The organism is Nocardiopsis metallicus, assembly GCF_014201115.1.
GTDB lineage: Bacteria > Actinomycetota > Actinomycetes > Streptosporangiales > Streptosporangiaceae > Nocardiopsis > Nocardiopsis metallicus.
Map to the genome: position 1 here is coordinate 5,632,705 of NZ_JACHDO010000001.1, position 12,615 is coordinate 5,645,319.

Below are 12,615 nucleotides of genomic sequence, written 5' to 3' on the forward strand. Positions count from 1 at the left end.
GTTATCCCCGAACCCGGCTCACAGGTGAGCGATGGCCCCGGCCGGGTTCTCCATGGCGTCGGCGACGACGCGCATGAAGCCTGCCGCCGCGCCGCCGTCGCAGACGCGGTGGTCGAAGGCGAACGACAGCTGGGTGACCTTGCGGACCGTGAGCTCACCGTCCACCACCCAGGGGCGGTCGATGATCCGGCCGATGCCGAGGATCGCGACCTGCGGGTGGTTGATGATGGCGGCGCTGCCGTCCACACGGAGCGAACCGAAGTTGTTCAGCGTGAACGTGCCGCCGGTGAGCTGGGCCGGGGTGGCCTTGCCCTCGCGGGCCAGCCGGGTGAGCCCCTTGATCTCGGTGTCCAGCTCGGCGGTGGTCAACTTGTGCGCGCCCATCACGGCCGGGGCGACCAGGCCGCGGTCGGTCTGGACGGCCAGGCCGAGGTTGACGCCGTCGTACTGGACGAGCTCCTCTCGCTCGGTGTCCACCAGGCCATTGAGCTCCGGGTAGGCGCGCAGACCGGCGAGCACGAACCGCGCCACGTAGGCGAGCAGGCCCGGCCCCTCCGGGTCGGACCGGCGCAGGCGCACCAGTTCGGTGGCGTCCACGTCCACCCACACGGTGGCCTCGGGGATCTCGCTGCGGCTGCGCGTGAGCGAGGCGGACACGGCCTTGCGGAAGGTGCCCATCGGGACCCGCTGGGACTCGGTGAGACCGGTGCGGGTGTCGATCGCGCCCGGCTCGACCGGAGCGGGCCCGGCTGCCGGAGCGTCCGGAGCGGGGGCCGCGATCGGGGCGGACGGGGCCGGAGCGGTGTTGGCACCGGCCGCCTCGATCGCGGAGCGTACGTCGCGGCGGGTGATCAGGCCACCCGGGCCGCTGCCCTCGATGTCGGCCACACGCAGTCCGGCCTCGCGGGCTAGCTGGCGGACCAGCGGCGAGGTGACCAGCGGGACCCGGCGCACCGGGGTGGTCGGGAGGGGTGCCGCCGGGGCGGGCGGCTGGGCGCCGCGCGCCGGGGGGCGGTTGCGCGGACGGCGGCGGCGACCGGAGCCCGTGGACTCGGGGGTGCCGTAGCCGATCAGGACGTTGCCCGACCCCGAACCCGCGCGCTCCTCCTCGCGGTAGCGCTCACCGGCGGCGTCGCCCTCGGCAGCCGGGGCGGACTCGGCGGGGGCGACGGGCACGGCGGTGTCCACTGTGATCAGCGGCTTTCCGACCGCCAGGACCTCGCCCTCCTCGCCGTGCAGGACGCTGACCGTCCCGGCGAAGGGCGAGGGGACCTCGACGATGGACTTGGCGGTCTCCACCTCGACGATCGGCTGGTCCAGGGTGACGGTGTCGCCGACGGCGACCAGCCACTTGACCACCTCGGCCTCGGTGAGGCCCTCTCCCAGGTCGGGGAGGTCGAAGATCCGGGTCGTCACTGGTCCTCCCACTGCAGGTCGTCGACGGCGTCGAGGATGCGGTCCACGCTCGGCAGCTGGAAGCGCTCCAGCTTGGGCGGGGGGAAGGGGATGTCGAAACCGGTCACCCGGCGGACCGGGGCGGCCAGCGAGTGGAAGCAGCGTTCGGTCACGCGGGCGACGATCTCCGAGGCGACGCTGGCGTAACCGCTGGCCTCGGCGACCACCACGGCGCGCCCGGTCGAGCGGACGGCGGCGCAGACGGTCTCGTCGTCGAAGGGCACGACCGAGCGCACGTCCACGACCTGGAGGCTGCGGCCCTCCTGGGCGGCTGCCTCGGCGGCCTCCAGCGCGGTGGGCACGGACGGCCCGTAGGCGATGAGGGTGGCGTCGGTGCCCTCGCGGCGGACCACGGCCCTGCCGATCCCGGGGGCGGGGCGGTCGAAGTCGACCTCCTCCTTGGCCCAGTAGAGCTTCTTGGGCTCCATGAAGACCACGGGATCGGGGGAGGCGATGGCCTCGCGCAGCAGGTAGTAGGCGTCCTCCGGGGTGGCCGGGGTGACGACCTTCAGGCCCGGGGTGTGGGCGTAGTAGGCCTCGGAGGAGTCGCAGTGGTGCTCCACGCCGCCGATGCCGCCCGCGAAGGGGACGCGGATGACCATCGGCAGGCCGACCTTGCCGCGGGTGCGGTTGCGGGTCTTGGCGACGTGGCTGGCGATCTGTTCGAAGGCCGGGTAGGCGAAGGCGTCGAACTGCATCTCGACCACCGGGCGCATGCCGTTCATCGCCATGCCCACGGCCATGCCGACGATGCCGGACTCGGCGAGCGGGGTGTCGAAGCAGCGGTCCTCGCCGAACTCGGCGGTCAGGCCGTCGGTGATGCGGAAGACACCGCCGAGGGGGCCGACGTCCTCGCCGAATACGTAGACGGAGGGGTCCTGATCGAGGGAGTCGCGCAGCGCCCGGTTGAGCGCCTGCGCCATGGAGAGCTTCTCGGTCGCCATGTTCAGTTGCCCTCTCTGCTCAGTTCGTCGGCCAGGAAGGCGGCCTGCTCGGTCAGCTGCGGGGTGGGTTCGGCGAACACGTGCGCGAACAGCTCGGCGCCGTTCGGTTCGATGTCCTTGTTGACGCCCTCACGCATGTGGGCGGCGACCTTCTCCGCCTGCTCGGCGATCTCGGCCTGCCGGGCCTTGGTGAGCACGCGCTTCTTCTTGAGGTAGGTCTCCATCCGCAGCAGGGGGTCCCGGGCCACCCACGGGTCGACCTCCTCCTCACTGCGGTAGCGGGAGGCGTCGTCGGCGTTGGTGTGCGCCTGCATCCGGTAGGTGTGTCCCTCGACCAGCTGCGGGCCCTCGCCGGAGCGGGCGGCCTCGACGGCGCGCTCCAGGACGGCGAGGACGGCGGCGGCGTCGTTGCCGTCCACGCGCTCACCGTTGACGCCGTACCCGACGCCCTTGTGGGCGAGGGAGGGGGCCGCGCTCTGCTTGGCCAGGGGCACGGAGATCGCGTACTCGTTGTTCTGCACGAAGAACACGACCGGCGCCTTGAACACGGCGGCGAAGTTCAGGGCCTCGTGGAAGTCGCCCTCGCTGGTGGCGCCGTCGCCGCACAGCGCCATGACCACGGTGTCCTCGCCGCGCAGGCGGGCGGCGTGGGCGACGCCGACTGCGTGCAGGAGCTGGGTGGCGAGCGGGGTGGCCTGGGAGGCGACGTTGTGGGCGTAGGGGTCGTAGCCCGCGTGCCAGTCGCCCTTGAGCAGGGTGAGGACCTCGACGGGGTCGACGCCGCGCGCGATGACGGCGGCGGTGTCGCGGTAGGTCGGGAAGAGCCAGTCGCCGTCGGCCAGCGCGAGCGCGGCGCCGGTCTGGCAGGCCTCCTGGCCGTGGGAGGAGGGGTAGACGGCGAGGCGGCCCTGGCGGACGAGGGCGCTGGCCTGGTCGTTGACCCGACGGCCGATCACCAGGGAGGTGTAGGCCTCGAGGAGGCGCTGGGAGTCGGGCATCCGCAGGTCGGTGCCGACGACCGGTACTCCTGACTCGTCGAGCAGCTGGAGCGGCTGCTCGGAGGGGAGTAGGCCCTGGTGTTCAGCCATGCTGCGACCTCCTGGTTCACGGAAGATATGTACAGGGACATGGTGCTGTTTCCGACCATCTGTTCGCCACAAACCAGGAGGAATCAAGAAAATGTCGCGAGAGTTCCCAGATTTTTGAGCATTTTGTCCGAAAATGTGACCCAAGACACCGCTCTCGGTGGACATGTGGCCCAGGACTCAGTGCCGGGTGACCCTCGCCGCTCGCACGCCCCGCGGACACCCCGCACCGCCGACCGGGTGTTCGGGCGTCGTTAGCATGTAGCGGTGCCGCGAGCGGCCTGACCTGCGAGGCGCCGGGCGCACACCACTCCAGCAGGGACTTCAGGGGGAAACCAGACCGTGAGCGACGAGCGCGAGAACCTGACCTACGAGCTCTTCGGCACCGCGATGCGGGACATGGCCCGGGCGATCGCCGACGACGGGTACGAGCCCGACATCATCCTGTCCATCGCCCGGGGCGGCCTCTTCGTCGCCGGAGGCCTGGGTTACGCCCTCGACGTCAAGAACCTGCACGTGATGAACGTGGAGTTCTACACGGGTGTGGGCACCACGCTGGACATGCCCGTCATGCTGCCGCCGGTGCCCAACGTGGTCGACCTGAGCAAGAAGAAGGTCCTGGTCGCCGACGACGTCGCCGACACCGGCAAGACGCTCAAACTGGTGCACGACTTCTGCGCCGAGCACACCGCCGAGGTGCGCAGCGCGGTCATCTACGAGAAGCCGCAGTCGCTGGTCAAGTGCGAGTACGTGTGGAAGCACACCGACCGCTGGATCAACTTCCCGTGGTCGGTGGAGCCCCCGGTCGTGCACCGCGAGGACCAGGTGCGCGACGCCTAGCTTGGCGTTTAACCTCGAGCCCGTGACCGGATACCGTCCCGGTCACGGGCTTCGTTGTTTCCCGGACAGCACAACGGCCTTCGCGTGATCATGTGCTTCAACCACGAACACACCTGATCACAACGAAGGCCGTCACCATGAGTCTGCTGCACCAGCACACCCCTGTCGAGCCACTGTCGACATTGGCCCGATTCCGCTCCCAGTTCCACGCCTGCCTGACCACACGTGCTGACGCCCTCTTCGAGGTCTGCGAAGCCCTGGTCAGCACCCCGACCCCCGTGCGCCACCTGGCACAACTCTCCCTGGAGCCCGAACACCACCGCGGCCACGGCTCGGCCTACGCCGCCCTGGCCCACGGAAGCATCGACACCACCCAACTGCGATCGATCCTGGCCTCGCTGCCCCTGCCCCGCTTCCACGGGCGCATCGTGTTGGCCTGCGATGTCTCCCCCTGGCTGCGCCCGGACGCCTGGACCAGCCCTGACCGGGCCTGGTGCCACACCTACGGGCGCGGCACCGGCCAGGCCGAGATGGTCCCGGGCTGGCCCTACTCCATGATCGTCGCACTGGAAGAGGGCTCCACCTCCTGGACCGCGCCCCTGGACCTGCGCCGCCTGCACAGTGACGAGGACCCCACCACCGTCACCGCCCACCAAGTCCGCCAGCTGATCGCCCGATTGATCAGGGCTGAACACCACCAGCAGGGCGATCCCGACATTGTGGTGGTGGTTGACGCGGGCTATGACAGTCCTCGTCTGGCCTATCTGCTCGCTGATCTGCCCGTTCAGGTGGTGGGCCGGTTGCCCTCCAACCGGGTGCTCTACGGCCCAGCCGAGCACCGACCGATCTCAGCCAACGGGCGCCCGCCCAAACACGGGGCTGCCCTACGGATGGCCGCCCCCGATACCTGGCCCGAGCCGGAGACGGTGACCACCGCTGCCACCCGCCGCTACGGCAGTGCCACCGCGCGCTCCTGGGATCGGATGCATCCCCGGCTGACCCACCGCTCAGCCTGGGCCGAGCACCCCGGTGAGCTACCGGTGATCGAGGGCACCCTGGTGTTGTTGCAGGTGCAGGCTTTGCCCTCGCGGCGCGATCCCAAACCGTTGTGGTTGTGGTCCTCAGCCACCGGCATGCGCTCAGAGCAGGTCAGTCAGATGTGGTGGGCTTATTTGCGCCGGTTCGACATCGAGCACACCTTCCGCTTCCTCAAACAGTCGTTGGGGTGGAACGCACCCCGGCTACGGGACCCGCGATCGGCGGACCGGTGGTCCTGGCTGGTCGTGGTGGCCTATACCCAGCTACGTCTGGCCCGGTTGTTGGCGCGTCAGGTCAGATTGCCCTGGCATCGGCTGGTGGAAGCGGACCGGATGAGTCCGGCGCGGGTGCGTCGGGGGTTTCGGTACATTCGCGCTGACCTGCCGGTGTGTGTGGGTGCACCGAAATCCTGCGGGCCTGGTCCGGGGCGTCCGGTGGGGAGCCAGAACAAGCGTCCAGCTCCCCGATACGGGGTTCCCAAGAAGAACAAAACGGGCACTACGGGGCACCCCGGAGCCAAGCAAGCAGGTTAAACGCCAAGCTAGGGCGTGTGTCCGCGGATCACGCCCTAGTCCCCGCGGTCGGCCCTCACGGCTCCGAAACCACGGTTTCGGGGCCGTTCCTGTTCTCCGCGCCGTCCCGGTGTCCGGGTACGGTTTCCGGTTCGGGGACCGGACGGAACAGGATCCGCAGCATGGCGCCGACCATCACCGCGCCCAGCAGGAGCATCCCGACCGCGGCCGGGAGCTGGAGGGGCCCGGGCAGGTGCAGCGGCAGGTGCCAGGAGGGGTGCTCCGTGCCCGCGAGGACCCCGATCAGCGAGGCCGCGCCCTGGTAGAGCGGCAGCCAGAAGGTCAGGCCCAGCACCGTCAGCGCGGCACCCGCACGCCCCGACAGGGTGTCGAGGTTGTGTTCGAGGCGGGTGAACAGCGCCCACTCCTCCGCGTTCTCCGAACCCGCGTCGGCGTGGTTCCCTGAGCTTTCCCCGGCGACCTGCTCCACGCTCCTTCCGGCCGTGGCGTCCCAGCCCCAGCGCAGGGTGTTGAGCAGTTCCGGGCCCCGCTTCTCCAGCCGACGGTAGGCCACCCGGCCCAGCCCCCAGCCCAGCAGCAGCCCTTCGGCGACACCCAAGGCGATCGCGGCCCAGACCAGGTTCTGGTTCCCGTTGAACACCCCGAGAGCGGTCAGGGCGGCGGGTGGGGCGGCGCAGACCAGCAGCAGCGGGAAGAGCACCGTGAACTGGCCCGAGGAGTCCCCGGAGGCCAGCGGGCTACCGCCGTGCCGGTGCGGTTCCGGGCCGGGCGCGGGCCACATGAGCGCGAACAGCACGCTCAGGCCCGCACCCGCGCCGATCAGCGCGGGCAGCACCGCGGCCACCCAGGGCCAGGCCCAGTCCTGCCCGGTGAACAGGATTCCGCCCACCGACACCAGCACGGAGATCGGCACGAACACCAGCAGCCAGGTGATCTGACGGCTGCGCACGTCCCGGCGCTCGGCGCCCGGGGTCAGCAGGGTCTGCCACAGCGCGCTGCCGTCCAGTGCGTACACGTTCAGGGACATCAGGGCGGCCATCGCGACCATGATCAGCCCGGCCAGCGGGATCATGAACGTCATCCCGACCAACAGGCCCATCGCGCAGACCAGCACGCCCGTCCACAGGGCCACGCGCAGTTCCAGGGCGCGCCTGGGGTCCTTGCCCCAGGTCCGGAGTTCCCGGGTGATCACCGCACCCATCGGCCCGGAGGGCAGGAAGCGCTGGAGCAGGCGGGTGACACCGCGGCCGCCCCGGGCCGGACCGGTGGTCGGGCTGCTCACCCGGCGGCGGACGAACACTCCCCACACGGCGAGCAGGAGCAGCGCGAGCACCAGCAGACCGAGCAGCGCGCCGAGGGCGAGCAGCGGGGAACCCTCCCCGGCCGCCCGAACAGCGAACACGCCCCAGCCGGAGGGCAGCGCGAGCGCGACGGTCGAATAGGGGGCGGCCACACCCTCGTTCCACAGCAGCGCGAACACGTCCGTGTACTGGGACACCGCCTGGTAGACCATGAAGACGGAGAAGCCCGCGGCCAGGACCGCGGCGCTCTGGACCGCGCTGATCTCGACCCCGATCCGGGTCCGCATCGCGGCGCCCACCATCGCGGTGAACACGCGGGAGCAGAGGACGATCACGATCACCGTGAGCGGGACCGCGACCACCGCCACCAGCGCCGCGAGCGGGCCGAAGCGGATCGCCAGGGTGAACAGGGACAGGGACGCCACCGCCGTGACGGGGACCGTGACCCCCACGAAGGACGAGGCGAGCAGGCCGACCATGACCGTCCGCAGCGGCACGGGTTCCAGGGCGAAGTACTCCGGCCGCAGTGACTCGTCACCGCCGCTGCCGCCCGAGGGGCCGGCAACCCAGCAGACGAGCCACACGCCGAGGACCACCGCGAGCAGACTGACCACCGCGTCCATCGGGGCGAACACCGAGACCAGCACGGTGAGGACCGCCAGGGCAAGGCCGACCGCCCCGCCGACGAGCCTGCGGGTGCTGGACCCGTTGCGCAGGATCGACAGCTTCATCCGGACCATCACGCCAACCATGCGAACCCCTTCACCGGCTCGGGGGCGCCGACGAGGTCCACGAACGCCTCTTCCAGCCCCGCGTGCTCTCCCCGGACCTCCGCCGTGGTGCCCGAGGCGAGCACCCGGCCCCGGGCGATGACACCGACGTGGTCGCAGATCTGCTCCACGAGCGCCATCACGTGGCTGGAGATGATCACCGACCCGCCGCCCTCGGTGAAGGAGCGCAGGATCCCCTTGATGACCGTGGCCGAGATGGGGTCGACCGCCTCGAAGGGCTCGTCCAGGACCAGCAGCCGAGGAGCGTGGACCAGGGCCCCGGCCAGCCCGATCTTCTTCCGCATGCCCGCCGAGTACTCGATGATCAGGGTGTTCTCAGCCTCGTCCAGGCCGAGCCCGGTCAACAGGTCGTCGACCCGCTCCCCCACCTGTTCGGGGCTCAGGCCGCGCAGCTGGGCCAGGTAGGTGAGCAGTTCGCGTCCGGTGAGGCGTTCGGGCATCGCCATGCCGTCCGGCAGGACCCCGATCATCGACTTCGCCCGCAGCGGGTCGGCCCACACGTCCGCGCCGAAGACCCTCGCCCCTCCGCTGTCCGGTCGCAGCAGCCCCACGGCCATGGTCAGCGAGGTGGTCTTACCCGCTCCGTTGGGTCCGACGAGGCCGTAGAAGGAGCCGCTGGGGACGGTCAGGCTGACCTGGTCAACCGCCTGTTTCGTACCGAACCTCTTGCAGAGGTCGTACAGCTCGAAGGCGGGAGGTCGGGGGGACATGCGCACCTCACGGATCGTGTCTGTCTGGTTCACGGTTGACATTACTGAGGCGTCACTTCGCCCGGCGTCCTCCGACCGGGCGGCGAAAGCGGACCCGTGTCCTCCGTTCGGGGGACACCGCCGCCACCTCGGGGACTGCCCCGACCGCACCCTGCCGGACGGCCGGAACCGGCCTCCGGCGGCCGCTCGGCCCTGACCAGGAAAGGAGGGTGTTTCACGTGAAACAGCTGTCGTCGTGTCGCCTTGTCGACCAGCCGACACGTGGACCTGTCGGCAGGTCCACGTGTCGGCTGGTCGACAAGGCCACTGACCGGCACGGAGGCTGGGGAGGCTGGGACGGCAGAACTACTGGCCGACGAGGCGGGAGAGCTCCACGCGGGAGCGGATACCCAGCTTGCTGTAGATGTTGCGCAGGTGGTGGTCGACCGTGCGGGTGCTCAGGAAGAGACGGGCCGCGACCTCCCGGTTGGTGGCCCCGCCCGCCACGTGCCGGGCGATGCGCAGCTGCTGCGGGCTGAGCAGCTCCACCCCGCTGTCCTCGCGCACCGCCGTGCTGCCGCGCGCCGCCCGGAGCTCCTCACGGGCCTGGCGGACCCACGGCACGGCGCCCAACCGGTCGAAGACCTCCATCGCGGTGTACAGGTGCTCGCGGGCCAGCCCCGGGTGCCGGGAACGGCGCAGGTGCCCGCCGTACAGCAGCCGGGTGCGGGCCTCCTCGAAGTCGCAGTAGCCGGAGGCGTGCAGGTCGAGCGCGCTCTCGAAGTACGCGTTCGCCTCCTCGCCCTCGTGGAGCAGCCCGCGGCAGCGCATCACCTGGGCCCGCGCGGTGTCCTGGCCGGTGGCCTCCGCCCAGCTGGCGAAGGTCTCCACCGCGCCCTGGACCCGTACCGCCACCCCGCCGCGCACCGAGGCCTCCACCAGGTGCGGGGTGATCAGCAGCCGCACCGCCGCGTGACCGCAGCCCGGGCCGGAGCGGGCCAGGGCGCGCAGGCGCATCGCGGCCTCCGCGCCGCGCCCGGCGCCGAGGTCGAGCAGGGCCAGCGCCCAGGCGGCCAGCCCTGCCGGCAGCCCCACGTCGTGCTCCCCGGCCATGGCCAAGGCCGTTCCGGCGTGCTCGCGGCAGGTGTCCTCCTCGCCGCGGATGGCGGCGACGAAGGCGAGCGCTCCCCGGTGGTGGCTCGCGCAGTTGTCCTGCCCGGACTCCAGCGCCGTGCGCAGCCCCTCGGCGGCGCTCTCCTCGGCCAGGGAGAGGCGGCCGAACCACATCTCCGCGTAGGTCAGGAACTCCAGGGCCTGGGGGAGCAGGGCGAGCGCCCCGGTCCTGCGGGCCACGGCCGCCGCGCGTCCGGCCAGGGCCCGGGTGCGCACGTGGTCGCCGCGCAGCAGTCCCGCGATCCCGCCGAGCACGAGCGCCTGAGGGTCGCCGATCAGGTCAGCGGTGTCCTCGGCCCGGCCCAGCAGCACGGCGCCCTCGCGGTGGCGGCCCTGGAACATGGCGGCCTTGCCGGTCATGTAGTCCAGGACCAGCCGGCTCCAGGGGTGGTCGATCCCGGTTGCGTCCCCGTTCGTGTCTCCAGCGGCGGGGGCCGCGGCCATGAGGGTTCGGGCGCGTTCGGCGGTGGCGAAGAAGCGTTCGTGGTCGCCGGACAGGCAGCTGGCCTCCCCGGCCTGGAGCAGGACCCGAAGCGCTGCCCCGGGGTCGCTGCGGGCCAGGCGGTCCGCGGTGGGGCCCAGTCGCTCGGAGGCGTCGATGGCCACGCTCGACCGCAGGTCGATCTCGGCCCGGAGCAGGTCGGCGTGGTCCGAGCGCACGTGTTCCAGGACGCGCCGGGCCCGGTTCGGGTCTCCGGACAGCCAGGCGGAGCGGGCGGCGTCGGTCAGGCGCAGGCCGCGCAGGACGGGGTCCGGGGTCAACCGGGCGGCGTGTTCGTGGAGCAGGGAGGCGGGGGAGTGCCCGTCGCGCTCGACGGTGCGGCGCGCCTCCTCCTGGAGGGCGGCGGCGACCCGTTCGTCAGGGGCGCTCCCCGCCAGGGCCCGGTGCCAGGCGGCGCGCCCGGTGTCGTGGGCAGCCTCGTGCGCGCGGGCCAGAGCCGAGTGCGCGGAGCGGCGTTCGGCGGGGGAGGCCCGGTGGTAGCCGGCCGAACGGGCCAGCGGGTGGGTGAAGACCACCCGGTCCCCTTCCTCGGCGATCAGCCCGGCCCGCCGGGCGGGTTCGAGGGGGTCGGGGTTCCCCTCGCCCGGCGGGGAGCCCCAGGGCTCCGGGGGCAGGGGGCCGTGCGGCTCCGCGGCGATCTTCACCAGGCTGAGCCGGGTGGCCTCGGGCAGCCGGGCCAGGGTCGCGGCGAAGCCGTCGGTGAGCTCGCCCCGGGAGCGCGGCGGCCGGGCCAGGGCGAGGGCGCCGGAGCGCTGTCCGGGTCCGGTGCCCTCCAGCAGTTCGAGGGCGGCGCGGGGGTTGCCCTCGGCGGCGGTGGCCAGCGCCGCCGCCACGGGTTCGGCCAGTTCCTCCGCCCCGGCCGCCTCGATGAGCAGGCGCAGGACCGCGTCCTCGGGCAGCGGGCGCAGCCGGAGCACGGGAATCCCGGTGAGCCGGTCCGGGTCACCCTCCCGGGCGCTGAGCAGGACGACGGCCCCGTCGTGGGTGAGCCTTCGGGCGGCGAAGGCCACGGCCTTCTGGGAGGGCGGGTCCAGCAGGTGGAAGTCGTCCACGCAGATCAGCAGCGGACTCTCGGCCGCGACCTCGGCGAACAGCCCCAGGGCCGCGTTGGCCAGCGGGAAGGCCTCGCCGGGGGTTCCCGTGTCCAGGGCCCGGGTGAGGGTCTCGCGCTGGATGCTCGGCAGACGCGGCAGATAGGGGAGCGCCGGCCGCAGGAGCTGGTGCAGCCCGGCCAGGGGGAGGCGTCCTTCGCCGGGGGCGGCGCGGGCGCGCAGCACGGTGAAGTCGCGGGCCTCGTCCCCGGCGTGCTCCAGCAGGGCGGTCCGGCCCGCGCCGGGGGCGCCCGTCACGAGCAGGCCGCCGCTGTGTCCGGACCGGGCGGCTTCGAGCAGGTGGCGGACGGTTCGGAGTTCGTGGTCGCGCCCGAGCGGGGGCACTGTGCGTGTGAGCGGGTTCACGCTGATCACACCTTTAAGTTACTCGCCGGTTAAGGGCGAGTAAAGAGACCGGCTATTCAGCCGATGCGCTCGATGTGACCCGACACACACAATCAAGGTCCCCGCTTCCCCCACCCCCGGAGCTCACATGAGACGCCTGACCTCACTCCTGTGCGTACTCTTCCTCGCCCTCACCGCGGCCCTCCACTCCGCCCCCGCCTCCGCCGACTCCCGCGCCCCGGTCATCTTCGTGCACGGCTTCATGGGCAAGGGCGGCCAGTGGAACGACATGCGCGCCGCCCTGGTCCAATCCGGCTACCCCGAGGACCGGCTGCACGTCTTCTCCTACGACTGGGCCCGCTCCAACACCACCATCGCCAGGCAGCTCGCCGACCGTGTCGACAGCGTGCGGGGCCAGCACGGCGCCGACCGGGTGCACCTGGTGACCCACTCCATGGGCGGCCTGTCCTCGCGGTACTACATCAAGAACCTCGGCGGCGCGGAGACCGTCGACCAGTGGATCTCCATCGGCGGCCCCAACAACGGGACCAAGGTCGCCAGTTTCTGCCCGTCCCTGATGACCCCCTGCAAGGAGATGCGCCACGGCTCGTCCTTCCTCAACGACCTCAACGGCGGCGACGCCACGCCGGGGCCGGTCACCTACACGACCATGCGCTCGTCCTGCGACCTGATCATCTCGCCCACGAGCAGCACGTCCCTGCCGGGGGCGAACAACATTCAGGTCGGCTGCGTCGAGCACATCTCGATGATGTGGAACCGCGGGGTCATCGACCACGTCCGCGGCGTCCTCGGCTGACCCGCTTCCTG

9 protein-coding genes are annotated in these 12,615 nt (G+C 71.7%); 3 read left to right on the forward strand and 6 right to left on the reverse strand.

Translation table 11 applies throughout. From position 1 onward, the window contains the following. Positions 1-18: 18 nt before the first annotated feature. The 3 genes from HNR07_RS24695 to pdhA are packed head-to-tail and all read right to left on the reverse strand — an operon-like array spanning position 19 to position 3,487. On the reverse strand, positions 19-1,416 hold the full coding sequence (locus HNR07_RS24695) for a dihydrolipoamide acetyltransferase family protein (protein WP_184367003.1): 1,398 nt from the start codon (positions 1,414-1,416) through the stop codon (positions 19-21). Then, positions 1,413-2,399: an alpha-ketoacid dehydrogenase subunit beta gene (locus HNR07_RS24700; RefSeq protein WP_184367004.1), complete on the reverse strand. Its 987-nt coding sequence runs from the start codon at positions 2,397-2,399 to the stop codon at positions 1,413-1,415. Before HNR07_RS24700 ends, HNR07_RS24695 begins: the two co-directional genes overlap by 4 nt. 2 nt (positions 2,400-2,401) lie before the next feature. Continuing rightward, positions 2,402-3,487 carry a pyruvate dehydrogenase (acetyl-transferring) E1 component subunit alpha gene (gene pdhA, locus HNR07_RS24705; RefSeq protein WP_184367005.1) on the reverse strand — a complete coding sequence of 362 codons (1,086 nt, stop codon included), beginning with the start codon at positions 3,485-3,487 and terminating at the stop codon, positions 2,402-2,404. A 339-nt stretch (positions 3,488-3,826) separates the two neighbouring features. Here pdhA and HNR07_RS24710 point away from each other — a divergent pair, with 339 nt between their 5' ends. Together HNR07_RS24710 and HNR07_RS24715 are read left to right on the forward strand one after the other, a co-directional pair. Continuing rightward, on the forward strand, positions 3,827-4,324 hold the full coding sequence (locus HNR07_RS24710) for a phosphoribosyltransferase (RefSeq protein WP_184367006.1): 498 nt from the start codon (positions 3,827-3,829) through the stop codon (positions 4,322-4,324). 137 nt (positions 4,325-4,461) lie between these two features. Beyond that, positions 4,462-5,895: an NF041680 family putative transposase gene (locus HNR07_RS24715; RefSeq protein ID WP_184360963.1), complete on the forward strand. Its 1,434-nt coding sequence runs from the start codon at positions 4,462-4,464 to the stop codon at positions 5,893-5,895. Positions 5,896-5,950: 55 nt separating this feature from the next. Here HNR07_RS24715 and HNR07_RS24720 read toward each other — a convergent pair whose 3' ends face one another. The 3 genes from HNR07_RS24720 to HNR07_RS24730 form a co-directional block, all read right to left on the reverse strand. After that, complete coding sequence (locus HNR07_RS24720) at positions 5,951-7,948, reverse strand: hypothetical protein (protein ID WP_246420489.1); 1,998 nt, start codon at positions 7,946-7,948, stop codon at positions 5,951-5,953. Next, positions 7,936-8,697: an ABC transporter ATP-binding protein gene (locus tag HNR07_RS24725; protein WP_184372625.1), complete on the reverse strand. Its 762-nt coding sequence runs from the start codon at positions 8,695-8,697 to the stop codon at positions 7,936-7,938. Before HNR07_RS24725 ends, HNR07_RS24720 begins: the two co-directional genes overlap by 13 nt. A gap of 345 nt (positions 8,698-9,042) precedes the next feature. Further along, complete coding sequence (locus HNR07_RS24730; protein ID WP_184367007.1) at positions 9,043-11,817, reverse strand: AAA family ATPase; 2,775 nt, start codon at positions 11,815-11,817, stop codon at positions 9,043-9,045. A gap of 118 nt (positions 11,818-11,935) precedes the next feature. Between HNR07_RS24730 and HNR07_RS24735 the strand changes: the two genes are divergently transcribed. Beyond that, positions 11,936-12,604, forward strand: coding sequence for an esterase/lipase family protein (locus tag HNR07_RS24735; RefSeq protein ID WP_184367008.1), 669 nt, complete (start codon positions 11,936-11,938; stop codon positions 12,602-12,604). Positions 12,605-12,615: the final 11 nt, after the last annotated feature.

What these genes read in the sequence shown, in the direction of transcription:
- HNR07_RS24735 (WP_184367008.1), top strand. Translation starts at nt 11,936, where the DNA reads ATGAGACGCCTGACCTCACTCCTGTGCGTACTCTTCCTCGCCCTCACC.
- pdhA (WP_184367005.1), bottom strand. Translation starts at nt 3,487, where the DNA reads ATGGCTGAACACCAGGGCCTACTCCCCTCCGAGCAGCCGCTCCAGCTG.
- HNR07_RS24720 (WP_246420489.1), bottom strand. Translation starts at nt 7,948, where the DNA reads ATGGTTGGCGTGATGGTCCGGATGAAGCTGTCGATCCTGCGCAACGGG.
- HNR07_RS24725 (WP_184372625.1), bottom strand. Translation starts at nt 8,697, where the DNA reads ATGTCCCCCCGACCTCCCGCCTTCGAGCTGTACGACCTCTGCAAGAGG.
- HNR07_RS24700 (WP_184367004.1), bottom strand. Translation starts at nt 2,399, where the DNA reads ATGGCGACCGAGAAGCTCTCCATGGCGCAGGCGCTCAACCGGGCGCTG.
- HNR07_RS24715 (WP_184360963.1), top strand. Translation starts at nt 4,462, where the DNA reads ATGAGTCTGCTGCACCAGCACACCCCTGTCGAGCCACTGTCGACATTG.